This window comes from Roseateles sp. P5_E1 (assembly GCF_054049335.1).
The window spans coordinates 165,046-186,330 of record NZ_JBFUMN010000006.1 but is presented as its reverse complement, the minus strand read 5'-3'; the positions used below and the strand labels follow the sequence as shown (position 1 = coordinate 186,330).

22 protein-coding genes are annotated in these 21,285 nt (G+C 69.1%); 9 read left to right on the top strand and 13 right to left on the bottom strand.

The annotated features are described in order from the left end of the window. The first annotated feature begins 5 nt into the window (after positions 1 to 5). Positions 6 to 479, top strand: a complete 474-nt coding sequence (locus tag ACXJKJ_RS09150; protein WP_457389894.1) for a hypothetical protein — start codon at positions 6 to 8, stop codon at positions 477 to 479. Positions 480 to 520: 41 nt separating this feature from the next. Here the strand turns inward: ACXJKJ_RS09150 and ACXJKJ_RS09145 are convergent, their stop codons facing one another. Then, the gene (locus tag ACXJKJ_RS09145; protein WP_457389893.1) at positions 521 to 1,387 is read right to left on the bottom strand and encodes an oxidoreductase; all 867 of its coding nucleotides are present in this window, start codon (positions 1,385 to 1,387) and stop codon (positions 521 to 523) included. A 105-nt stretch (positions 1,388 to 1,492) separates the two neighbouring features. Here ACXJKJ_RS09145 and ACXJKJ_RS09140 point away from each other — a divergent pair, with 105 nt between their 5' ends. Then, on the top strand, positions 1,493 to 2,386 hold the full coding sequence (locus ACXJKJ_RS09140; protein ID WP_457389892.1) for a LysR family transcriptional regulator: 894 nt from the start codon (positions 1,493 to 1,495) through the stop codon (positions 2,384 to 2,386). On the opposite strand, the gene ACXJKJ_RS09135 is transcribed toward ACXJKJ_RS09140, so the two are convergent. After that, entirely contained in the window at positions 2,375 to 2,695 is a 321-nt protein-coding gene (locus tag ACXJKJ_RS09135) for a DUF805 domain-containing protein (RefSeq protein WP_457320852.1), read from the bottom strand. The genes ACXJKJ_RS09140 and ACXJKJ_RS09135 overlap by 12 nt on opposite strands. 65 nt (positions 2,696 to 2,760) lie before the next feature. Further along, positions 2,761 to 3,339: a TMEM165/GDT1 family protein gene (locus ACXJKJ_RS09130; RefSeq protein WP_457389891.1), complete on the bottom strand. Its 579-nt coding sequence runs from the start codon at positions 3,337 to 3,339 to the stop codon at positions 2,761 to 2,763. An 85-nt stretch (positions 3,340 to 3,424) separates the two neighbouring features. Here ACXJKJ_RS09130 and ACXJKJ_RS09125 point away from each other — a divergent pair, with 85 nt between their 5' ends. Further along, complete coding sequence (locus ACXJKJ_RS09125; RefSeq protein ID WP_457389890.1) at positions 3,425 to 3,820, top strand: VOC family protein; 396 nt, start codon at positions 3,425 to 3,427, stop codon at positions 3,818 to 3,820. Between the two features lie 230 nt (positions 3,821 to 4,050). Continuing rightward, on the top strand, positions 4,051 to 4,746 hold the full coding sequence (locus tag ACXJKJ_RS09120; RefSeq protein WP_056200736.1) for a helix-turn-helix transcriptional regulator: 696 nt from the start codon (positions 4,051 to 4,053) through the stop codon (positions 4,744 to 4,746). Positions 4,747 to 4,919: 173 nt separating this feature from the next. On the opposite strand, the gene ACXJKJ_RS09115 is transcribed toward ACXJKJ_RS09120, so the two are convergent. The 8 genes from ACXJKJ_RS09115 to ACXJKJ_RS09080 all read right to left on the bottom strand — a co-directional run bounded on the left by ACXJKJ_RS09115 (position 4,920) and on the right by ACXJKJ_RS09080 (position 14,787). Continuing rightward, a complete protein-coding gene (locus ACXJKJ_RS09115; protein ID WP_457389889.1) occupies positions 4,920 to 5,306 on the bottom strand; it encodes a DUF488 domain-containing protein in 387 nt (128 codons plus the stop codon). A 13-nt stretch (positions 5,307 to 5,319) separates the two neighbouring features. Beyond that, the gene (locus tag ACXJKJ_RS09110; RefSeq protein WP_457389888.1) at positions 5,320 to 8,136 is read right to left on the bottom strand and encodes an ATP-binding protein; all 2,817 of its coding nucleotides are present in this window, start codon (positions 8,134 to 8,136) and stop codon (positions 5,320 to 5,322) included. After that, on the bottom strand, positions 8,117 to 10,108 hold the full coding sequence (locus tag ACXJKJ_RS09105) for a ferritin-like domain-containing protein (protein WP_457389887.1): 1,992 nt from the start codon (positions 10,106 to 10,108) through the stop codon (positions 8,117 to 8,119). The genes ACXJKJ_RS09110 and ACXJKJ_RS09105 overlap by 20 nt, the downstream gene beginning before the upstream one ends. A gap of 137 nt (positions 10,109 to 10,245) precedes the next feature. Then, positions 10,246 to 11,349, bottom strand: a complete 1,104-nt coding sequence (locus ACXJKJ_RS09100; protein WP_457389886.1) for an acyltransferase family protein — start codon at positions 11,347 to 11,349, stop codon at positions 10,246 to 10,248. Positions 11,350 to 11,568: 219 nt separating this feature from the next. Continuing rightward, positions 11,569 to 12,117, bottom strand: a complete 549-nt coding sequence (locus ACXJKJ_RS09095) for a CoxG family protein (protein ID WP_457389885.1) — start codon at positions 12,115 to 12,117, stop codon at positions 11,569 to 11,571. 90 nt (positions 12,118 to 12,207) lie between these two features. Beyond that, on the bottom strand, positions 12,208 to 12,522 hold the full coding sequence (locus ACXJKJ_RS09090) for a BON domain-containing protein (RefSeq protein WP_056200713.1): 315 nt from the start codon (positions 12,520 to 12,522) through the stop codon (positions 12,208 to 12,210). Between the two features lie 117 nt (positions 12,523 to 12,639). Beyond that, positions 12,640 to 13,884: a vWA domain-containing protein gene (locus ACXJKJ_RS09085; RefSeq protein WP_457389884.1), complete on the bottom strand. Its 1,245-nt coding sequence runs from the start codon at positions 13,882 to 13,884 to the stop codon at positions 12,640 to 12,642. 3 nt (positions 13,885 to 13,887) lie between these two features. Next, a complete protein-coding gene (locus ACXJKJ_RS09080; protein WP_457389883.1) occupies positions 13,888 to 14,787 on the bottom strand; it encodes an AAA family ATPase in 900 nt (299 codons plus the stop codon). 144 nt (positions 14,788 to 14,931) lie between these two features. On the opposite strand from ACXJKJ_RS09080, the gene ACXJKJ_RS09075 reads away from it, so the two are divergent. The 3 genes from ACXJKJ_RS09075 to ACXJKJ_RS09065 are packed head-to-tail and all read left to right on the top strand — an operon-like array spanning position 14,932 to position 16,619. Continuing rightward, positions 14,932 to 15,819: a hypothetical protein gene (locus tag ACXJKJ_RS09075; protein WP_457389882.1), complete on the top strand. Its 888-nt coding sequence runs from the start codon at positions 14,932 to 14,934 to the stop codon at positions 15,817 to 15,819. Between the two features lie 39 nt (positions 15,820 to 15,858). Next, on the top strand, positions 15,859 to 16,077 hold the full coding sequence (locus ACXJKJ_RS09070) for a hypothetical protein (protein WP_056200707.1): 219 nt from the start codon (positions 15,859 to 15,861) through the stop codon (positions 16,075 to 16,077). Beyond that, positions 16,074 to 16,619 carry a DUF924 family protein gene (locus ACXJKJ_RS09065; protein WP_457389881.1) on the top strand — a complete coding sequence of 182 codons (546 nt, stop codon included), beginning with the start codon at positions 16,074 to 16,076 and terminating at the stop codon, positions 16,617 to 16,619. The genes ACXJKJ_RS09070 and ACXJKJ_RS09065 overlap by 4 nt, the downstream gene beginning before the upstream one ends. Here ACXJKJ_RS09065 and ACXJKJ_RS09060 read toward each other — a convergent pair. Beyond that, positions 16,616 to 16,906 carry a hypothetical protein gene (locus ACXJKJ_RS09060; RefSeq protein WP_457389880.1) on the bottom strand — a complete coding sequence of 97 codons (291 nt, stop codon included), beginning with the start codon at positions 16,904 to 16,906 and terminating at the stop codon, positions 16,616 to 16,618. The genes ACXJKJ_RS09065 and ACXJKJ_RS09060 overlap by 4 nt on opposite strands. 158 nt (positions 16,907 to 17,064) lie before the next feature. Between ACXJKJ_RS09060 and ACXJKJ_RS09055 the strand changes: the two genes are divergently transcribed. Together ACXJKJ_RS09055 and ACXJKJ_RS09050 are read left to right on the top strand one after the other, a co-directional pair. Further along, positions 17,065 to 18,801, top strand: a complete 1,737-nt coding sequence (locus tag ACXJKJ_RS09055; RefSeq protein WP_457389879.1) for a hypothetical protein — start codon at positions 17,065 to 17,067, stop codon at positions 18,799 to 18,801. 98 nt (positions 18,802 to 18,899) lie between these two features. Continuing rightward, positions 18,900 to 19,118, top strand: coding sequence for a hypothetical protein (locus ACXJKJ_RS09050; protein ID WP_056200702.1), 219 nt, complete (start codon positions 18,900 to 18,902; stop codon positions 19,116 to 19,118). A gap of 49 nt (positions 19,119 to 19,167) precedes the next feature. Here ACXJKJ_RS09050 and ACXJKJ_RS09045 read toward each other — a convergent pair whose 3' ends face one another. Then, positions 19,168 to 21,054 (bottom strand): phosphoenolpyruvate carboxykinase (GTP), encoded by a 1,887-nt coding sequence (locus ACXJKJ_RS09045; protein WP_457389878.1) that lies wholly within the window; start codon positions 21,052 to 21,054, stop codon positions 19,168 to 19,170. Between the last annotated feature and the right edge of the window lie 231 nt (positions 21,055 to 21,285).

Here is a 21,285-nt window from a genome sequence, read left to right as displayed (position 1 = left end):
AGTAAATGTCACTCGCTACTGTCAATGCAGCTCTCGAAGTTGTCGCTTTGCTGAACGAGGCGTCAGATTACCAATGCACTTTCGAGCTTATTGAACTCAGGACCGGAGCGTCGCTTGAGGAGGCGCTTGTTCAACACTTCGCGTCAATAGCCGCCGAGTCGCATGCAACTGCCGATTCGGGGTTTGAATGGGAAATCAAAGCATCCAAGTTGGGCAGCAACGCGGCCGAACTTCTTGCTCCAGTCCTCATGCATTGGGCGTTTGGAAATCACTTCTCACCTTCCCTCGGTGTAGGTCGCGAGTGGGTGCAGAGGAATGTTGCCAGTGCTCTGTGCTCGCATATTCTTGACGTGGTTGGAGAGGTGGAGGTCACCGAGGTCCGGACAATTCCACCTGTTTGGTACGCGGCCTTTTGGCAAGACATAGCCCTCTCCTCAGATCGCGGTCGATGGTTGCTCCATCTGGCAGCAACTGACTGAGCCTCGGCCCCAATCGCTGGGGCATCCTTGCGCGGCGATGCTCATTGAACGAGGTCCCCTGCATCCACCGCCGTCGCCCGCCCAACCACTTCCCACGCAGCCAGATCCTTCAGCAGCTGCTCGCTGTGCGCCCGCACCGCGTCGATCGCATCCGCACCCAGCTGCAGCCGCAGGGGTGTGACCTCGGACTTCAGCGCCTGATCAATCGCCGCCGCCGCCTTGTCCGGGTCGCCGGCCTGCGTCCCATCCATGCCCTTGGCAAAGCTGCGCGTGCCGCCGACGATCTCGTCATAGGCCGCGAGCACGGGCATCTGGCGCAGCACGTCGGCGCCGGCAAAGCCGGTGCGGAAGGCGCCGGGCTCGACGATGAGGACCTTGATGCCGAAGGGGGCGACTTCCTGGGCCAGGGCTTCGGACAGGCCTTCCAGCGCGAACTTGGAGGCCGAGTAGGCGCCGAAGCCGCCGAAGGACATCTGGCCGCCCATGCTGGACAGGTTGACGATGGCGCCGCTGCGCTGCTCGCGCATGGCCGGCAGCACGGCGCGGGTCACGGCGACGGCGCCGAAGAAGTTGGTTTCCATCTGCGCGCGCAGCTCGGCGTCGGGTGTCTCCTCGACGGCGCCGACGATGCCGTAGCCGGCGTTGTTGATCAGCACGTCGATGCGGCCGAAGTGCGCCAGGGCGGCAGCCGTGGCGCGCTCGGCGTCGCCAGCAGCGGTCACGTCCAGCGGCAGCACGAGGACGCGGTCCGGGGCGCTGTCGGCCAGGGCGGCCAGGCGGGCCGGCTGGCGGGCCGTGGCGACGACGTTGTAGCCCTGGGCCAGGGCGTACCTGGCGAAGGACAGGCCAAAGCCGGACGAGGCGCCGGTGATGAACCAGGTGGGGCGGGTGTTGGTGGCTGCGGTCATGGTGGGCTCCGTGGGGTGGTGGGTTGCGACGGAGTCCAGTGTCTTGAAACGATGTGATCGGATAAAGGTGCTTCAATCGCATGGGTCATGCGATATGGTTCATGAATGAACCGCGAACTGCTGGCCCATCTGCCCATCGTCGTTGCCGTGGCCGACAAGCGCGGCTTTGCGGCGGCTGCCCAGGCACTGGGGATGAGCGCCTCGGCCGTCAGCCATGCGGTGCGCGTGGTGGAGGACGCCCTCGGCGAGCCGCTGTTCGCGCGCACGACGCGCAGCGTGGCGTTGACCGAGGCGGGCGGGCGGTTTCTCGCCAGCGTGGGGCCGGCGTTGGAGGACATAGGCGCGGCCGTCGAACATCTGGGCGCCGCCCGCGGCGAGGTTGGCGGCGTGCTGAAGCTGAATTCCTCGCGCGTGGCTTCGCAAATGGTGCTGCCGCCACTGCTCGCGAAGCTGGCGGTGGCCCACCCCAAGCTGACGGTGGAGGTGCACGACAACGACGCCCTCGTGGATGTCGTGGCCGGCGGCTTTGATGCCGGCATCCGTCTGGGCGAGCAGGTGCAGCAGGACATGGTCAGCGTGCGCCTGACGCCGCCGTTCAAGGCCATCCTCGTCGCCTCGCCGGACTACCTCGCCCGCCGCGGCGCGCCGTCCCGCGTGGCCGAGCTGGCGGCGCACAACTGCATCGGTTTTCGCCTGCTGGCCGCCGGCAGCCTCTACGACTGGGAGCTGCGCGAGGCCGGTGAGACGGTGGCCGTGCGCACGACGGGCAGTGCCGTCATCACGGACGCCAGCTTCGCGCGCGACCTGGCCCTGGCCGGCGTCGGCATCGCCTACATCTTCGAGCCGCTGGTGCACGCGGAACTGCGCAGCGGCCGTCTGCAGCAACTGCTGCCCGAGTCGGCCTTCGAGGAGCCCGGCCTCTTCCTCTACTTTCCGCGGCGCGCAGCGTTGGCGCCCAAGCTGCGCGCCTTCATCGACGCCGCCCGCTCAGGCGGTTGATTCGGTCGCCTCACCGCTTTCCTGCGCCAGGAAGACGATCAGCACGATGAAACCGATGAGGGGGATCAAGCCGATCAGCTGCCACCAGCCGCTGCGGCCGGTGTCGTGCAGGCGGCGCGTGGCGGCGGCCAGCTGAGGCAGCAGCGTGCCCAGCAGGAAGATGATGTTGAGCCATTGGCTGAACATGCCCAGCACGAAGCTCGCGCCGAAGACGAACAGTGCGAACCACCAGTACTCCGAGCGGCTGGCGCGGCCCGAGAAGTCGACGTATTTGCTGAAGCAGGTCTGGACGGATTCCTGGAAGGTCATGGCCTCTCCCCGAGGTGGTGTTGAGTCGCCGGCATGCTAGGCCACCGGCCGGGCTTCACCACCCCTCAAAAACCCAGGCTTTCGCCCAGGCCGGCCAGCGTTGCGATGCTCAGGCTCGCAAAGATGACGGCGGCCACCGTGTGCACCAGCTTGACCGGCAGCTTCTGCGCCAACTTATCCCCCACCAGCACCGCCGGCACGTTGGCGATCATCATGCCGGCCGTCGTGCCGGCGACGACACCGATGAAATCGGCCGGGAAGCGCGCCGCCAGCGCCACGGTGGCGATCTGTGTCTTGTCGCCCATCTCGGCCAGGAAGAAGGCGATGACCGTCGTCAAGAAGACGCCATGGCCGGGCTTGGGCGTGTCGTCCTCGTCGAGCTTGTCGGGGATCAGCATCCAGCCCGCCATCGCCAGGAAGGACAGGCCGAGGATCCAGCGCAGCGCCATCGGGCTGATCAGGCTTGTCAGCCAGCTACCTAACGCGCCCGCAGCGGCGTGGTTGAAGACGGTCGCAACGAAGATGCCCAGCACGATGGGCACCGGCCGCCTGAAGCGGGCCGCAAGCATGAAGGCGAGCAGCTGGGTCTTGTCGCCAATCTCGGCGAGGGCCACCAGGCCGGTGGCGATGAGGAAGGCTTGCATTGCGGCGGATTTTCTCAGCCGCTCCTGACACGCGCTGACAGCCAACCCGGCGCAGCATGCGGGCATTGCACTTCAGGAGACCCGCATGAACTTCGCCTACACCCTCGTCTACGTGTCCGACGTGGCCGCTTCCCTCGCCTTCTTCGACCAGGCTTTCGGCCTCAAGAAGCGCTTCCTGCACGAGAGCGGCGCCTATGGCGAGGTTGACACCGGCGCCAGCGGCACGACGCTGGCCTTTGTCGATCACGCAACGGCCCGTGACAGCGTGCAGCACGACTACGTGGCCGCCGACGCGAGCCCGCAGCCGCTGGGCATGGAGATCGGCTTCACGGTGACCGACGTGCAGACCGCTTATGACAAAGCCGTCGCCGCCGGTGCCCGCGCCCTGGCCGCACCGGTCACCAAGCCCTGGGGCCAGACGGTGGCCTATGTGCGCTGCCCGGACGGCACGCTGGTGGAACTCTGCACGGCCATGGGCTGAGATTTCCCTTTCACGGGGCGGTTTCGCCCCGGCACGGCGCGCGCCGTGAATAGCTGGTCTTGAGCCAGGGAAGCCAGTGGGGCGCTGATGGCGCCCAGCGTGGCCAGTTCGGCGCCGCGGGTACCGCGGGCCTGGAAGGAGGCGTAGATGGCCATGATGAAGCTCGACCTCGTTGTCGGTGACACGTGTCTTCTGCAAGGGGCATGCCCGGTCCCGCACAATGACCGGTTATGCGCCGCGCAGACCGCCTCTTCCAGATCGTCCAGCTCATCCGCGGACGCCGCCTCACGACGGCCGACTACCTCGCGAGTCGCCTCGAGGTGTCGATGCGCACCGTCTACCGCGACATCGCCGCGCTGGGCCAGCAGGGCGTGCCCATCGAGGGCGAGGCGGGCGTCGGTTACCGCATGCGGGCAGGCTTTGACCTGCCGCCGCTGATGTTCAGCAAGCAGGAGGCCCAGGCCCTGGTCGCGACGGTGCGCATGGCCGAATCGCGGCTGGATGCGGCGTTGGCCCGCCAGGCCGAGAACGCGCTGTCCAAGATCCTCGCCGTGCTGCCGCTAGACGCACGCGCCGCGGCCGAGAGCCTGGCGCTGTATGCGCCGCTGCCGGCCCTGGACCCGGCCACCAGCGCCCACCTGACGGCCATGCGCGAGGCCACCGAGGACCGGCGCAAGCTGAAGGTGGGTTATCTGGACCTGGGCGGTGTGAAGAGCGAGCGCATCGTGCGCCCGCTGGCCTGCCTGTTCTGGGGCCCGGTCTGGACGCTGGCTGCCTGGTGCGAGCTGCGCAATGACTTCCGCAGTTTCCGCGTCGACCGTGTCGAGACGCTGGAGGTGCTGGAGGAGACCTTCCGCGACGAGGCGGGCAAGACGCTGGCGGACATGAACCGCAAGCGCGAGGCGCAGGACAACGGCGGAGCTTGAAATGGAGCCCCTCGTCCAGTCTCGCGCCGCTGAACGCGGGCGTGCCTGACCGGTCCCCCGAGGGGACGGCGATGCTTGCGGCATCGAGCCGCAAGCACATCGCCTAACGCGGGCCGGCTCGGGAGCGGCCCAGCGCTCGGCCCGCAATTCGACACCAGCATGCCGCCGGCGAGTTAAGTACAGCGCGCGCCCTTGTCCTCAAGCAGCGCGCGCAACAGGGGGCGATGACATCTCGCCTCATCCTCGCAATAGCAGCCCACCGAGAAATTCGTCTGCGCCGACAGCGTCGCCAACAAGCTCAGCGCATGTTGGGCCTCGGGCTCGGCCATCTCGGCGCTGTACTTTTTCTTGAAGATCTTCCACTCGGCGTCTGTCTCAGCCGCCTGGCCGAGCTTCATGGTCTCAAGACTGGGCGCGAGATTGGGGAACCAGACGTCGTAGAAATCGCGTGACGCGAACTCGGCCTTGGGCACGCCGCGCGGCGGGCGGCGCACGGTGCCGATGCGCGTGCCCTCATCGTTGGCACGCGGGCTGCCGAGCCTGACGATGCGGATGGGCATGGCGGTCGTCCTTTCAGAGCTGGCGCCCCAACACGCGGATCACTTCTTCTTCGGCCACCGGCTTGGCGATGAAGCCGTTCATGCCGGCGGCCAGCGCGGCCTGGCGTTCCTGGTCGAGCACGGCGGCCGTGAAGGCGTGGATGGGCAGCTGGGCGGTGATCGGGTCGGCGCGCAGCAGCTGCGTCGCTTTCAGGCCATCGACCTTGGGCATGTGCAGGTCCATCAGCACCCCGTCCAGTCGCCCGGCCTGCTCGCGCGCGAGGCAGACGGCCTGCTCGCCGTCCTCGGCCTCAACGACCTCGGCGCCCAGGCGCTGCAGCAGGGCCGTGATGATGAGGCGGTTGACCGGGTTGTCCTCGGCGACGAGCAGGCGCTGGCCGGCCAGCGGGTAGCGCGGCGGCATCGGGATGCGCTTGCGCGCAGCGGTGTCGTCGATGGTCAGGGCCGTAGGCAGGGCCAGCTCGGCCCAGAAACTGGAGCCGTTCGCGCCGTCGCTCTGCACGCCGACGCGGCCCTGCATGCGTGCGGCCAGCTCGCGGCAGATGGAAAGCCCCAGGCCGGTGCCGCCAAAGCGCCGCGTCGTCGAGTCGTCGGCCTGGGCGAAGGGGCGGAACAGTCGACTCTGCAACTCCAGCGGCACGCCGATGCCGCTGTCCGCGACGACGATGCGCACGCGGCCTTCGCCGGCCGACGACAGCTTCAGCCGGATGTGGCCCCGCTCGGTGAACTTCAGCGCGTTGACGAGGAAGTTGGCCATGATCTGGCGCACCCGCAGCGGGTCGCCGATGACCAGGCGCGGCAGGCCTGGTGCGAGTTCGATCTGCATGTCCAGGCCGCGCTCGCGGCCCAGTGCCGCGCAGCCTTCGAAGCCGGCCTGGGCCAGCGCGTGCAGGTCGAACTCGATGGTCTCCAGCTCGAGATGACCCGCCTCGATCTTGGACAAGTCCAGCACGTTGGAGACGATCTCATTGAGCGACTCGGCCGCCGCCACGAGGTGGGCCAGGTACTGCGGCCGACGCTCGTCCGGCCCGGCCTGCTGCAGCAGCCGCGCCAGGCCCAGCACGCCGTTCAGCGGCGTGCGGATCTCGTGGCTCATCGTCGCGAGGAAGGCGCTCTTGGCGTGGCTGGCGCCTTCGGCCTGCTGCTTGGCAGACCGCAGCTCGCGCTCCTGGCGGCGGCGTTCGGTGACGTCCTCGGCCACCCACAGCGTCGCGTGGTCGCAGTCCTGGTCGTTGCGGCCTTCGCTGCGGCCGGCCAGCGTCGCCGGCAGGCCGCGGGCGTTGAACTGCACGGTGATGCGCCGGCCATCGGGGCGGATGAAGTCGCGCTCGAATGCCAGTGCGGCGCTGGCGACCTCCTGGGCCGAAGGCAGGCAGGCGTGGCCATCGGCCAGCTGCGGCTCGGTGCCGCCGAAGATCTCCTGCCAGTGGCGATTGACGCGCTCGAAGCGCTCGCCGCGCGTCAGCGCGATGCCGACGCTGGCGTGGTCGAGGATGGCCTCGGCCTCGATGCGCGCGCGCTCGCGCTCGGTGATGTCGCGGGCGATCAGCATGGTGGCCGGCTCGCCCTCCCAGTCCAGCGTTGCGGCCGACACCAGCACGTCGCGCCACTCGCCGTGCACCAGCAGGGCCGAGCGGAAGTCGCGCACGATGCCTGACGCGGCCAGCTCGGCGGCCAGGCGCCTGGGCTCGCCGCTGTCGGGCCACAGGCCGAGCTCACGGCCCGAGTGGCCCATCAGCTCGTCGCGCGACAGGCCCACCAGGGCACAGAAGCCGGAGTTGGCGAAGCGGATGCGGCCGTCTTCCATGTGGGCCACGCAAATGGCGTCGGGACTGGCGCGCAGCACGCGGTCCAGCATGTTGGCGGTGCGCTGGTGCTGTTGCAGCGCCAGGCGCTCGCCGGTGATGTTGTGGCTGACGCCGCGCCAGCCAATGTGGCTGCCGTTCCCATCGAAGACGGGCTCGCCCGAGCCCAGCGTCCACAGCAGCCGGCCGTCGGGCGCGCGAAAGCCGTTGATGCGGTCGCGGTAGGCGCGCTTGGCGCGGATGTCCTCCAGCAGGCCGGGGTAGTCGGCGTCGCGCACGAGCATGGCGCCGCCGGGCTCGCCCATGCGCAGGAAGTCTTCGCGCTTGTGGCCGGACAGGGCCTCGAACTCATCGGACAGCATGGTGACACGGAACTTGGCGTCGGCTTCCCAGGCCCAGTTGTGGGCGGCCTGCACGAGGCGAGCCAGGCGGGCCTCCTCGCCGATGGCGCGCGCCAGTGCCGTGCCCAGGATGCGGTTGAGCAGCAGGGCCGAGGCCAGGCCGCTGGTGGCGATCAGGAAGTGGGCGACGACGCGATCGATCAATTGCGGCTGGCGCGGCGCGCTCAAGCCCGGCAGCAGGCCCTGGGCTTCCATCGCGGCCAGCACGCCGATGGCGGCGAGGTAGAGCACGGTCAGCACGGCTGCCGCCGCATTGCCGGCCACGCCGCCGCCCAGCGCGATGACCAGGGCGCCGGCCGCGAGGATGACGGTGTGCACGCCCAGGCCGATATGGGCCGCGTGGGCGACGAGGGCGATCAGCGTGCCGCCGAGGATCAGGGTTGTGGCCAGCCGCGCGCGGCCGGCGCGGCACAGCAGCCAGCCTGCGCCGCTGACTGCCAGCAGCGCCAGCCCGACGACGAGGCGCTGGCTGCCCCACAGCGCGCGCAGGCCGAGGGCGGCCTCGCCGGCGCCGATCAGCGCGGCCACGGTACCCACGACGCCGACGATCCAGATCAGCGTGCGCGCCGCCATCTGCTGCAGCGCGCTTCGGGTGTCGCTGGCGTCAGTCGGCACTGAAGCCATTGCGGGCATGCGTGCCGTCGCAGAAAGGTTTGGTCTGGCTGCCGCCGCAGCGGCACAGCCGCGCCTGCGCGACGCGGCAGACCATGCGGCCGGTGCCGCTCAGCACCTCGACCTGGCCGCGCAGCTGTAGCGGGCCGTTGGGCTCGGGCTCGATGTCGATGCGGCCATCGCGCATGGCGGGCATGTCGGTGGGCAGGCCCAGCAGACCGGTCTCGGGCTCGCCGGTCGCGTCGAAGTGGATGTCGTGGTGGCTGCCATCGCAGAAGGGCTTGTTCTTGCTCGCGCCGCAGCGGCACAGCGTGGCGCGCGTGCCGATGGCCTGGCCGCGCAGCACCAGCTCGCCGCGTATGCCATAGGGGCCGGCCTSGCGCACCGACAGCAAGTTGACCGGCGGCGGCGCCTCGTCGTCTTCACCGTCCTTGCGGCGGTACTGGATGGCGCCCGACGGGCAGGCATGGGCGATGTCGACGAGGCGCTCGACGGGCATGGCGTCAGGGTGCAGCCAGGGGCCTTGCACATTGGCGAGGAAGACCTTGGGCGCGCCGGTCACGCAGAAGCGTGCATGGATGCAGCGCTGGGCCTCGAAGCGCAATTCGAGCTTGTCGCCCTGCACGATCTCGATGCCGTCGACGGTCTCCGTGGGTGGCGGGGGCGGTGCTGCCGCGGCAGGTGCTGCGGCGGGCGCAGCGGCGGGTGCAGGCGCGGCGACGGGCGCGTTCAGGTCCAGCCCGCGCTCGGCGCGTTCGCGCAGCGACTGCAGCAGGCGTGCCGCGCGGCCGCTGCGTTCGGCCCCGAGCTCGGCGTGCAGGCTGGCCGCTGCGTCGGCGATCTGGCCCAGGCGTTCGACGACGAAGCGCCGCGCGGCCGGCCCCGGTGGCAACGCTGCCGCGTCGCGCAGGGCGGTGAAGCTGACGCCGGCGTTGCAGCCCGGATTGCTCGGGCCGGCAGGCAGCCGCGCGGCATGCTCGGCCAACGGCGTGAAGGCGCGCATCAGGCAGATGCCCAGATCCACCATCAGGCTTTTCTCGGCCGACGGCCCGGGCAGCAGATAGCTCTGGGCCAGCAGGCGCAGCATCAGGCCGTAGCTGGCGTTGGCGATGTCCACCGTCGCCGCCGCAGCCGGGTTCTCCAGCCAGACCCGGCCCTCGGGCCGCGGCGGGCGGCGCAGCACCGGGTTGGTGGCGGCCGGCCAGGCGGGCTCGAAGCCCGGGTGGGCGGCGCGCAGCTGGGCCAGCTCCTCGCGGATGGCGGCGAAGCGGTGGTAATGCGAGGTGGCGCTGTCGCTGGGGGCGCCTTCGCCCTGCTGCACGATGGCGTCGAAGGCCGCCAGCGCCGTCTTGGAGCACAGCACATGGCGGGCGCCGCAGAGGTTGAGCTCCTGGGGCCCGAGCTGCAGCCAGCGGTTGCCGCAGAAGGCCACGGCCTCGCCGTGCAGCTCGACAAAGGCGCGCAGGTCGGCGCTCAGCGTGGCGTAGAAATGGCCGACGGTGTCGTAGTCGCGCGCCATCGGCGTGACGCGCGGTGCCGTCGAGCCGCGCGTGAACAGGCGCTCGGCGGCAAAGCCTTCGCCGTCCTCTTCAGCGCTGCCCTCGGGGCGCTCCAGGAAGATGAAGTGCTGCAGCGTCGCGTCATTGAAAGGTGCGAGCTTGACGACGACGCGGGCTGGCAGATTGCCGGGGTCGAGCGGGAAGTTGCCGCGGCCGATGCGCGGCGCGCCGCCCAGCGCCGCCGTGATGTTCCAGACCGCCACCAGGTGGCCCATCTCCTCGATGGCGACAGCGATGATCTCGCGCCGCCAGCGCTCGACGGCCTCGGCCTCGACGGCACCCAGCCCCTCGGCCTCGCCCTGCTTGAGGCTGAAGGCCGCGTAGAGATAGGTGCACATGAGGTTGTGCTCGAGCTCGGCGGCCTCGTAAAGGCTGTGCAGCAGTTGCTCGCGGCTGGGGGCCGCGGCCGGGGTTTGAATCGTCATGGAAGCGCGGCCTGGGACTAGCAGCGCGCGACATTAGCACGCAGTTGCGGGATGTCGGCGGTTGTTCGCGGCTACGGGCCGAGCGCCCGGTCCGCAAGCATCGCCCGTCCTCGCGGGACCGATCAGACCGCGCGCGTTCAGCGACGCGAGGCTGGGCGAGGGGCCCACTGCAGGCGCGGCAGCCATGCCAGTGGATCGAAGCGGGCGGCCGGCGCCTCCACCCAGCGGTGGAAGGGCACGGCCAGGCCGTTGGCCAGCAGCCAGGTGGCCACGAGCAGCACCAGGCCGGCTTCGGGTGTCGCGCCCGGCAGATGCGCGAGCAGGGCGTTGCTCAGCAGCAGCACCGGGAAATGCAGCAGGAACAGTGCGTAGGAGGGCGTTGCGGCGCTGGCGAAGGCCGAAGCCAAGGCGGCCGGCAGCAGCTGACGGCCCTCGGCATGGCGGGCCTGCGCCCAGGACAGCCACAACGCCGTGGCCAGCGCCAGGGCGAGGCGGTCGCGCCATTCCACCATCAGCGCGGCGCTCACGGCCACTGCCAGCAGCAGCAGGCCGGCGCGGCGGTGACGCGACAGGCCCAGCCAATGCACGAGAGCGCCCAGGCCATAGGACGCGAAAAAGTAGGGTGCGTAGGCGTCGAGCTCCGGCTGGCGGTTGAACACCCAGGCCGAGGCCAGCGCGGCGGCCGCGACGAGGACGGGGCCGACGACGAGACGGCTTGGGTGCCGCCAGCCGCGCCGTGCCAGCCACAGCAGGCCCACGAGCAGGGCAAACAGCTGCAGGTCGATGGCCACATACCAGGCGCCCACGGTCAGCGCTTCGTAGCCCAGCACGTCATGCAGCAGCAGCGCGTGAGCGAGAAGCTGGCCGACGCTGATGTCGGCGGGCACCAGCTCGGGCCAGGACGAAGCGATGAGGCCGGAGATGCCCAGTGTCAGGGCCAGCGCCGCCAGGAAGGGCAGCACCAGCCGCAGATAACGCCGCCACAGCAGCTCGGGCACGGCGGCCTGCAGGGCCTGTCCACGCGGCGACAGGCCGCGCGCGCTGAGATAGCCGCCGACGACCAGGAAGATCTGCACCGACATGCGCCCGTACTGATGCATGGCGCCGGCCAGCAGGGGCAGGGCGGCGTGGGCGGCGCGGGCGATCGGCCCGTAGCTGACCAGGTGGTGCAGCACGATGATCTGTGCCGCGAGCGCCTTCAGGACGTCAAGATGGGGCAGTCGGCCGGCGGGGCTGGACATGATCAATGCGGCCCAGCCGCTGGCACGCGCTGACGCACACCCCGGGAGGGCGGCGAGCGAAGTGGGTGCGGGGGCTGTGGATTCATTGCACAAAAAGAACGGGCCTGCGCAGGCAGGCCCGTTGTCTCGGACATGTGAAATTGTACCGGTGGCGCGCTGGGGAAATCCCCATGGTGTTTCAGCTGGTCACGAAGAGGTGCTTGTTCTTTGCAAACCGCCTCACCCGAACCAGCGGCGCAGCCAGGCGCGCAGGCGCTGCAGCGCGTGGCGGCGCTCGGCCGGCGCGGCACTTGCGGCGAGGGCCGGCGCGGCGGCTGGCGGATGGCGCTCAACCAGCGCGGCCTGCAGGCGGATGAAGAAGTCCTGCGCCAGCTTTTGTGCCGCCGCATCGACCAGACGCGAGCCGATCTGCGCCACCTTGCCACCGACGCTGGCCGTCACGTCATAGCTCAGCACCGTTTCGCTGGGCGACACGGCCTGCAGCTGGACGAAGGCTTGGCCCTTGCCATGGCCGGCCGCGCCGCCCGAGCCCTCGAAGCCGATGCGGTAGCTCAGAGGCGGGGTCAACTCGGACAGTTGCAGCTTGCCCTTGAACCTGGCCTTCACGGGCCCGATGGACACGGCCATCAACAGGTCAAAGGCGTTGTCGCCGGTCGACGTGAGGGCCTCACAGCCGGGCACGGCGGCCTGCAGCATCGCGGTGTCGTTCAGCGCGGCCCAGGCCTGGGCCTGGGACACGGGCAGATGCTGCTGGCCGGTCAGATTCATGCACCGATTCTGACCGTCGGCCCGGCCAACAAAAAGCGCTGCCCGCCAGACAGGGCCTGACGGGCAGCGCGGGAGGCCGGGGGGCGCTGTTTACTTGACGGTCAGCTGGTTGTCGACCGACTTCACGCCGTCGACTGCCTTGGCGATGGCTTCGGCGCGGTCCTTCTCGGCCTGCGTGGCGACCTTGCCGGTCAGCTGCACATAGCCGTTGGCGTCGGTCTCGACGTGAACCATGGCCAGCGACGAGATCTTGCTGGTGGCGAGCTGCGTCTTGATCTTGGTCGTCACGACCGAGTCCTTGACCCAGGCCTTGGCCGCGCCGGGCGGCTTGTCATCGGCATGGCCGACCAGCGGCGTGACCAGGGCAGCGGCGACCAGCAGCGAAGCGAGTTGCGAAATCTTCATGACTCTTCCTTTCAATCGGAAGCGGTAGCACTGGATGCGCACCGCCGAAACCGAAATCTAAGCAGTGGGACTGCCCGTGCAGGGCGGACGTTGCGCCGCCAGCCTGTAGGACGTGGGCTATCGCTTCAGGGCGTCGAGCAGGCGGTCGATGCTGTCGAGGTCGTGCACCGGCAGATGGCGAGTCACCTGGGGCAGCAGTGCCTTCACGCCCGCGGCGCGCGGCTGGAAAGCCTTGAAGCGCAGCAGCGGGTTCAGCCAGATCAGCTCGCGGCAGCACAGGCGCAGCCGCTCGGCTTCGAAGGCCAGGTGCGAGCCGCCGTCCTCGGCGTCGCGTTCCAGGCCGTCGGTGACGAGCAGCACCGTGGCCGCGCCGCCGCCCAGCACGCGGCGCGCCCAGTCGCGATTGAAGGCATGCAGGCTCTGGCTGATGCGGGTGCCGCCGGCCCAGTCCGGCACGGCGGCGGACACGGCGGCCAGCGCCGCGTCGGGGTCGCGGGCTTTGAGCTGGCGCGTGATGCGCGTGAGCCGGGTGCCGAAGACGAAGGCTTCAACGACGGGGGCCTCGCCCGCGCCGGCCGGATTCAACAGGCCCTGGGCCAGATGCAGCAGCACCCGCGAATAGCGGCCCATGGAGCCCGAGATGTCGGCCAGCAGCACCAGGGGTGTCGGGCGGCGGCGGGCGCGCTCACGGGTGGGCAGGGCGAAGTCGCACCGCGCCTCGGCGCGCAGCGTGGCGCGCCAGGCRATGCGGCCTTGCGGCGCGGGCGCATGGCGGCGCGTGAGCTGTTGCGCCAGKCGCGGCTGCAACGCGGCGAGGGCCTGGCGCGCGGCGGCCCATTCGGCGGCCGTCATCGTGTCGAAATCGCGCCGCTGCAGCAGCTCGCGGTTGCCGGCGTCCAGACGCGCCTCGATCTCGACCTGCTCGGCGCGCGGCGAATCGGCAGGCGCGCCAGGAAACAGCGCATCGGCCAGGCGCCGGTTCTCGGGTGGTGGCGGTGCGCCCGCACGGCCCTGGGCCCGCGGCAGCAGCAGGGCCATGATGCGGCCGAGCAGGTCGGGGTCGCGCCAGAAGACGTGGAAGGCCTGCTCGAACAGCGGCCGGTGCTCGGGCCGGTCGACCAGGCAGGCGGCCAACGTCGCCTTGAAGTCGGCACGCGAGGCCAGGCCGCCGACTTCCAGCGCCTGGGCGGCGAGCAGCAGCCGGTCGGTGCCTAGGGCCAAGCCGGCCGTGCGCAAGACGCGGCCGAAATGCACAAGGTTTTCCGCCAGGTGGTGCCCCTCGGCCGGCGGGTACACCAGCCGATCCCCCGAGGGGATGCATGCCGGCTCGGGAGCGGCCCAGCGCTCGGCATGCGGGTCCACGGCTCAGCCCTCGACGCTCTGCCGCAGTTCTGCAAGCAGCCTTGCGGCCTCGCTCCCCTGCACGCGGGCGATGTCGTCCTGGTATTTCAGCAGCACGCCCAAGGTCGACTGCACCGTGGCCGGGTCCAGGCTGATGGCGTTCAGCTCAATGAGGGCGCGCGACCAGTCCAGCGTTTCGGCCAGGCCGGGCAGCTTGTAGAGGTCGAGCTGGCGCAGGCCCTGCACAAAGGCGACGACCTGTTGCGCCAGCCGCCGCTCGATCTGCGGCAAGCGCGCGCTGACGATGGCGAGCTCGCGCGCGGCATCGGGAAAGTCCACCCAGTGATAGAGGCAGCGGCGCTTGACGGCGTCGTGGATCTCGCGGCTGCGATTGCTGGTGAGGATGACCAGCGGTGGTGTGGCGGCCGTGAGGGTGCCGAGTTCGGGGATGGTGATCTGGAAGTCGGCCAGGAACTCCAGCAGAAAGGCTTCGAAGGGCGCGTCGGCGCGGTCCAGCTCGTCGATGAGCAGCACGGGCGCCGGGGTTGTCGTCAGCGCCTGCAGCAGCGGGCGTTCGATRAGGAAGCGGCGCGCGAAGAGTTCGTCGGCCGTGCGTTCACKTTCGTGTGCCTGCGCGAGGCGGATCTCCAGCATCTGCCGCGCGTARTTCCAYTCGTAGGCSGCYGCGGCCAGGTCCAGGCCTTCGTAGCACTGCAGGCGGATCAGCGGCCGGCCSAGSGCSSTGGCGAGTGCCGCSGCAATGGCCGTCTTGCCGGTTCCYGGCGCGCCTTCCAGCAGCAAGGGCCGCGACAGGCGCAGCGCGAGGAAGGCGGCTGTCGCCAGCTCGCGCGAGGGCAGATAGGCCTGGGCCTGAAGGGCCTGGGCGACGGCGTCGATGCTGCTGTCCGGAGCGGGATCGGGCACGGCAGGCCTCATGGGTAGTTGGAGCAAGTATGCGGTGGGCTGCGCCTGCTTACATCTGGGCGGGGAAGTTTTGTGCCGCGGGCGGCGTTGTCGGGTTGAGGGACCGAAGCGTCCCGCAGCCCTCGACATCCATGGAGCCCGCTCATGAACACGTCCAAACTCTGCCTCATCGCCGCCGCCCTGATGCTGGCCGGCATGGCCCACGCCGAGGAGGCGGCACCGAATGCCGACAAACGCGCCGTCAACCTCGCTGTGCAGCGCGACGGCCAGCGCAATCAGAGTGCGGCGGCGGCGGTGAGCCTGCCCGTGGGTGAGCGCGCCTGGGTGCAACTGGGCGCCGGCCAGTCGCGCAGCCACGACCTGGCCAGTGGCAACAGCGTCAAGCCCCGGCAGGTCGCGGTCGGTGGTGGCGTGGCCGGCAAGGCCTGGCAGGCCAGTGTGAACGCCAGCCAGCGCCGCGACGGTGAGCGCCTGCGCCAGACGGACCTGGCTACAGCGGTGGACTGGCGGCCGGCGGAGGGCGTCAACGTCGGTATCGATGCGGTGAAGCGCAGTGCCCGTGCGCGGGGCACGGTGGCGTCAAGCGGCGGCGCGGCCACGCCGGTCGAGCAGCGCCTGCGGGGCCATGGCCTGGGCGTGCACGGCGCGGTGGCGGTCACGCCGCGCCTGAGCGTCTACGGCGCCGTCATGCGCAACCGCTACACGACGAGCACGACGCAAGCGACGAACAGCGGCGGCCTGCTGGCCGGTGTGCCGCTGCTGAGCAATCGCGTGACGGCCATCAACCGCGACGAGGCGGCGCTGGACCGCAGCCACCAGCTCGGCGCCACCTACCGCGTCAGCGAGCGCGTGGCGCTGAACGGCGAGGTGATGCAGGACCGGCTGCACGATGGCGGCAACCTGCGCAGCGTGCAGATGAAGGCGGCCATCGCCGCGGGGGCCGGCTGGACCGTCACGCCCGGCGTCGGCCGCAGCCGCGGGCCCCAGGGAGGCGTGAACTACGGGTTGCTGGGGGCGAGCTACGCGTGGTGAGGCTCTAAGCTTGGGTCTTCACCCCATGGAAGCCCTGTTATGAACTTCGCCAAGATCGTCGGCGTACTCCTCCTCATCGCCGGCGCCGCCAGCCTGGCCACTGGCGGTTTCAGCTACACCAAGGACAGCACCGTCGTGAAGCTCGGGCCGCTGGAGCTGTCGGCCAAGCAGAAGGAGGAAGTCAATCTGCCGGTGTGGCTGGGCGTGGGCGCAATTGCGGTCGGCGGCTTGCTGCTGGTATTTGGCGGGCGCAAATGAGGGCCACGCCTGACGACATCCTTCGCTTCTGGTTCCAGGAGATCAAGCCTGCGCAGTGGTGGACGGTGGACACCGCTTTCGACGAGCTGGTCCGCACGCGCTTCGGCGCCCTGCATGAACAGGCCAAACGCTGCGAACTCTTCGCCTGGCGCGCGGTGCCCGAAGGTCGGCTCGCCGAGGTCATCGTGCTGGACCAGTTTGCCCGCAACATCCACCGCGGCACGCCCGGCGCCTTCGCGGCCGATCCGCTGGCCCTCGCGCTGGCGCAGGAGGCCGTCGCTGCCGGTGCCGACCTGGCCCTGCCGGTCGAGCAGCGCGCCTTCCTCTTCATGCCCTATATGCACAGCGAATCCGCCGCCATCCACGCGGCGGGCGAGCCGCTGATGAAGGAACGCGCGCCGCAAGGCACGCACGACTTCGAGCTCAAGCACAAGGCCATCATCGACCGTTTCGGGCGCTACCCGCACCGCAACACCATCCTTGGCCGCGCGTCGACGGCCGAGGAAGAAGCCTTCCTGAAGCAGCCGGGATCGAGCTTCTAGACGTCGAGCAGGTAGACCGTCGCGGTCGCGCGCTCCTCGGCGCTGTGGCCGGCGAGGGCCTTGTTCCATTCGGGGCCGGAAGCGCCCGTCGACGACGACGCGTTGCGCGTCATGACGGCGACCTCTTCAGTGCTGGCATCGAATTCGCCCACCTGTTCGCGGCTGTCCAGAAAGAGCTTGGCGACCGGGCCGCCGCTTGACGCGATGACGATCAGGTAGCGGGAGACCTGACGGTGCTCCTGCTGGTTGTGCCGTGATGGCAATTCGTGACCGAAGCCCTGGCTCATCTGGCCTCCTCGCCTGGTTGCAGGCTGCTCAAGTGCCGCCATTGTGCGCCGCCCGCCGCCGCAGTAACCCTGAAGACCAGGCGGCCTCGACATGATCCAATATGCGAATTGGAACCGATTCCAAACAGCGGCAACCAGAGACCTGGCGAGGAAGAGACATGCAGTGCAAGCGAGCGATGGCGGCCGTGCTGGCCGTCGGTCTGGCGGCCCAGGCCTTGGCGGTCGACGTGCCGGACTTCGGCCCCAACGTGCATGTCGTCGACCCGGCGACGCCGGGCCTGCAGGCGCTGATCGACGGCATCTACGCCGCCCAGCAGCCCAACCATTTCGGCCCGCGCCGCGACGCCGTCCTGCTCAAGCCGGGCACCTACCAGGACTTGCGCATTCCGGTGGGCTTCTACACGCATGTGCTGGGCCTGGGGGCGCATCCGGACGACGTCCACGTCATCGGCGACCTGCGCTCAACGGCCTTCCTGGATGGCGACAACGCGACGCAGAACTTCTGGCGCGGTGCCGAGAACTTCTCAGTGACGCCGACGCTGGGCATCGGCGACAACACCATGCAATGGGCCGTGTCCCAGGCCATCCCGTTCCGCCGCATGCATGTGCGCGGCAACATCCGGCTGAACCAGAACAAGGGTTGGGCCAGCGGTGGCTGGTTCTCGGACGTGCTGGTGGATGGCCAGGTCAACTCGGCCACGCAGCAGCAATGGATCTCGCGCAACAGCCAGTGGGGCCGCTGGACGGGTTCGAACTGGAACATGGTCTTCGTCGGCGTGGCTGGCGCACCCGACGGTGAATTTCCGACGCCAGGCCAGCGCTTCACCAAGATTGCGAAGACGCCGCTGGTGCGCGAGAAGCCCTGGCTCTTCATCGATGCCAAGGGGCAGTACGCCGTGCGAGTGCCTGCCTTGCGGCGCGACAGCGCGGGCATCTCGTGGGCGAATGGCGCCGTGGCGCCCGGCAAGACGCTGCCCATCGGCCAGTTCTTCATCGCCAAACCCGGCGACACAGCGGCGACGCTGAACGCCCAGCTGGCCGCCGGCAAGCACCTGCTGTTCACGCCGGGCGAGTACCTGTTGACGCAGACGCTGCAGGTGAAGCGTTCCGGCACGGTGGTGCTGGGCATCGGCTTCCCGACGCTGCGCTCGGACAACGGCCAGCCGCTGGTGAAGACGGCGGACATGGACGGACTGACGATCTCGGGCCTGTTCCTCGACGCTGGCCAGCAGGACTCTGGCGTGCTGATGGAGGTGGCGCCGGCCGGCTCCAAGAAGCGTCACAAAGCCGACCCCATCGTGCTGCACGACTTGTTCTTCCGCATCGGCGGCGCGGCGGCCGGGCAGGTGGACACGGCCTTGCGCATCAATGCGCATGACACCCTGGTCGACCACACGTGGATCTGGCGCGCTGACCATGGCGAGGGTGTCGGCTGGACCAGCAACCCGTCCGCCCACGGCCTGTGGGTCAACGGCGAGGACGTGACCATCTATGGCCTTTTTGTCGAGCACTTCCAGAAGGAGCAGGTCGTCTGGCAGGGCAATGGCGGCCGCGTCTATTTCTACCAGTCTGAGATCCCCTATGACCCGCCCACGCAAGCCCAGTGGTCGAGTGCGACGGGCCGGGGCTTCGCGGCCTACAAGGTGGCCGACACGGTGACACGCCACGAGGCCTGGGGCCTGGGCGCCTACAGCGTCTTCCTGAAGCCCGACGTTGTGCTGGACCGCGCCTTCGAGGTGCCAAATCCAACAAAAGCGCCCGGCGTGCGCTTGCGCCACATGATCACCGTCTGCCTGGTGGACAAGGGCAGCATCGAGCGCGTCATCAACGACGCCGGTGACTCGGCGCGCTGTCAGGGCGGCAGCAATACGGCGACGCTGAAGGACTATCCCTGAGGTGTCGGCGTCGTCCGACAGTGCATCGCGCTGTCGGACACTGTTTGTCACATGCTGCCGACCTTAGCCTGGGCCCATCTCAAACCAAGGAGAGCGCCATGGGTGCCACCAAGATCATTGCCATCCTGCTGCTCGTCATCGGCGCGGCCAGCCTCGCGATGGGCGGCTTCAGCTACACCAAGGACAAGACCGTCGTGAAGCTCGGCTCGCTGGAGGTCTCGGCCAAGGAGAAGGAAACGGTCAATGTGCCGGTATGGCTGGGCGTGGGCGCCATCGCCATCGGCGGCTTGCTGCTGGTGTTCGGCAGCCGGCGATAAAAAACGGGCGCCCGAAGGCGCCCATGCTGATGCTGCCGAAGAGAAACGGTCAGCCCGCCTCTTTCGCGAGGCGCTCTTCGATGCGCGCCTTGACGGCCGGCAGCGCGGCGGGCAGGTGGAAGGCGAGTTGGGCGAACAGTTCGTCGTGCAGCTTCATCTCGGCCTGCCATTCGGCCGCGTCGATGCGGGTGACGGTGTCGAACTTCTCCGGCGAGAAGTCCAGGCCATCCCAGTTCAGGTCGGTGTAGCCGGGCGTCACGCCAAACACATGCTCCTGGCCGCCGCCAGTGCCTTCCAGGCGGTCCAGCATCCACTTCAGCACGCGCATGTTCTCGCCGTAGCCGGGCCAGACGAACTTGCCGTCGGCACCCTTGCGGAACCAGTTGACGCAGTAGATGGCGGGCAGCTTGGCACCGGTTTTCTTGCAGGTTGCTTCGAGCTTTTCGCCCAGCTCCAGCCAGTGCTGGAAGTAGTCGSYCATGTTGTAGCCSRYGAARGGCAGCATCGCGAACGGGTCGCGSCGCACSAYGCCYTGCTGGCCAGCGGCGGCGGCGGTCGTCTCGCTGCCCATGGTCGCGGCCATGTAGACGCCCTCTGTCCAGTCGCGGGCTTCGGTCACCAGCGGCACGGTGGTGGAGCGGCGGCCGCCGAAGATGAAGGCGTCGATGGCCACACCGGCGGGGTTGTCCCAGTTGGCGTCCAGCGCCGGGTTGTTGGTCGCCGCCACGGTGAAGCGGGCGTTCGGGTGAGCGGCCTTGGCGCCGGTTTCCTTGGCGATCGCGGGCGTCCAGTCCTTGCCCTGCCAGTCGATGGCGTGGGCGGGCGGTGCGTCCGTCATGCCTTCCCACCAGACGTCGCCGTCGTCGGTCAGCGCCACGTTCGTGAAGATCACGTCGCGCTCCAGGCTGTCCATGCAGTTGGGGTTGGTGTGCGAGTTGGTGCCCGGGGCGACGCCGAAATAGCCGGCCTCGGGGTTGATGGCGTAGAGCTTGCCGTCGGCGTGGGGCTTGATCCAGGCGATGTCGTCGCCGATGGTGGTGATCTTCCAGCCGTCGAAGGCGGCGGGCGGGATCAGCATGGCGAAGTTGGTCTTGCCGCAGGCGCTCGGGAAGGCGGCGGCGACGTGGTACTTCTTGCCCTGCGGGCTTTCCACGCCCAGCACCAGCATGTGCTCGGCCAGCCAGCCTTGGTCGCGGCCCATCGTGGACGCGATACGCAGCGCGAAGCACTTCTTGCCCAGCAGCGCGTTGCCGCCGTAACCCGACCCATAGCTCCAGATCTCGCGCGTTGCGGGGAAATGGACGATGTACTTGGTCTTGTTGCAGGGCCAGCTCACGTCAGCCTGGCCTTCTGCCAGCGGCGCGCCCACGGTGTGCACGCAAGGCACGAAGTCGCCATCCGTGCCCAGCAGCTCGATGACGGCGCGGCCCATGCGCGTCATGGTGCGCATGTTGACGGCGACATAGGGGCTGTCGCTCAGTTCCACGCCGATGTGGGCGATCGGACTGCCCAGCGGCCCCATGCTGAAGGGCACGACGTAAAGGGTGCGGCCACGCATGCAGCCTTTGAACAGCGCCTTGTCGCCGGTCTGCAGCAACTCCCGCATCTCGGCCGGGGCCATCCAGTTGTTGGTCGGGCCGGCGTCTTCCTTCTTCGGGGAGCAGATGAAGGTGCGGTCCTCGACGCGGGCGACGTCGCTCGGGTCGGAGTTGGCCAGGTAGCTGCCAGGGCGCAGCTCGGGGTTGAGTTTCTTGAAGGTACCGGCGGCGACGAGCTGATCGCACAGCCGCTGGTATTCGTCGGCGCTGCCGTCGCACCAATAGACGTCGGCGGCCTCCGTGAGCGCCGCGATCTCGGCCACCCAGGCAATCAGCCGGGCGTTTTTGACATAGGCGGGCAGGTTCAGCCGCAGCCCCTGCATGGCGGGTTGGTTCATGGCGAAAGCTCCAATCATGGGAATGTGTTTGGGGCAGCTGGCGAGCTGGCCCAAGCACACCGAACCTGAGGAGGTGGATTGTCGAATCCAATGTAATCACGCCGTAACCACCGGGATCGGTGGGGGTCATGCAAAACAGGAATAACACCATGCCAACGCGGCCGCGCAGCTCACGGCGGTGGCGAAGCGGGGCTAGGGTTTGCGCGAAGAGTGCGTGAAACTTGACGCAAC

Excerpts from the sequence above, each read along its gene's own strand:
- ACXJKJ_RS09140 (WP_457389892.1), top strand. The coding sequence starts at position 1,493 with ATGAACCGCGAACTGCTGGCCCATCTGCCCATCGTCGTTGCCGTGGCC.
- ACXJKJ_RS09115 (WP_457389889.1), bottom strand. The coding sequence starts at position 5,306 with ATGCCCATCCGCATCGTCAGGCTCGGCAGCCCGCGTGCCAACGATGAG.
- ACXJKJ_RS09050 (WP_056200702.1), top strand. The coding sequence starts at position 18,900 with ATGGGTGCCACCAAGATCATTGCCATCCTGCTGCTCGTCATCGGCGCG.
- ACXJKJ_RS09110 (WP_457389888.1), bottom strand. The coding sequence starts at position 8,136 with ATGGCTTCAGTGCCGACTGACGCCAGCGACACCCGAAGCGCGCTGCAG.
- ACXJKJ_RS09095 (WP_457389885.1), bottom strand. The coding sequence starts at position 12,117 with ATGAATCTGACCGGCCAGCAGCATCTGCCCGTGTCCCAGGCCCAGGCC.
- ACXJKJ_RS09130 (WP_457389891.1), bottom strand. The coding sequence starts at position 3,339 with ATGCAAGCCTTCCTCATCGCCACCGGCCTGGTGGCCCTCGCCGAGATT.
- ACXJKJ_RS09075 (WP_457389882.1), top strand. The coding sequence starts at position 14,932 with ATGAACACGTCCAAACTCTGCCTCATCGCCGCCGCCCTGATGCTGGCC.
- ACXJKJ_RS09120 (WP_056200736.1), top strand. The coding sequence starts at position 4,051 with ATGCGCCGCGCAGACCGCCTCTTCCAGATCGTCCAGCTCATCCGCGGA.
- ACXJKJ_RS09060 (WP_457389880.1), bottom strand. The coding sequence starts at position 16,906 with ATGAGCCAGGGCTTCGGTCACGAATTGCCATCACGGCACAACCAGCAG.
- ACXJKJ_RS09055 (WP_457389879.1), top strand. The coding sequence starts at position 17,065 with ATGCAGTGCAAGCGAGCGATGGCGGCCGTGCTGGCCGTCGGTCTGGCG.
- ACXJKJ_RS09090 (WP_056200713.1), bottom strand. The coding sequence starts at position 12,522 with ATGAAGATTTCGCAACTCGCTTCGCTGCTGGTCGCCGCTGCCCTGGTC.
- ACXJKJ_RS09065 (WP_457389881.1), top strand. The coding sequence starts at position 16,074 with ATGAGGGCCACGCCTGACGACATCCTTCGCTTCTGGTTCCAGGAGATC.
- ACXJKJ_RS09135 (WP_457320852.1), bottom strand. The coding sequence starts at position 2,695 with ATGACCTTCCAGGAATCCGTCCAGACCTGCTTCAGCAAATACGTCGAC.
- ACXJKJ_RS09100 (WP_457389886.1), bottom strand. The coding sequence starts at position 11,349 with ATGTCCAGCCCCGCCGGCCGACTGCCCCATCTTGACGTCCTGAAGGCG.
- ACXJKJ_RS09150 (WP_457389894.1), top strand. The coding sequence starts at position 6 with ATGTCACTCGCTACTGTCAATGCAGCTCTCGAAGTTGTCGCTTTGCTG.
- ACXJKJ_RS09070 (WP_056200707.1), top strand. The coding sequence starts at position 15,859 with ATGAACTTCGCCAAGATCGTCGGCGTACTCCTCCTCATCGCCGGCGCC.
- ACXJKJ_RS09145 (WP_457389893.1), bottom strand. The coding sequence starts at position 1,387 with ATGACCGCAGCCACCAACACCCGCCCCACCTGGTTCATCACCGGCGCC.
- ACXJKJ_RS09125 (WP_457389890.1), top strand. The coding sequence starts at position 3,425 with ATGAACTTCGCCTACACCCTCGTCTACGTGTCCGACGTGGCCGCTTCC.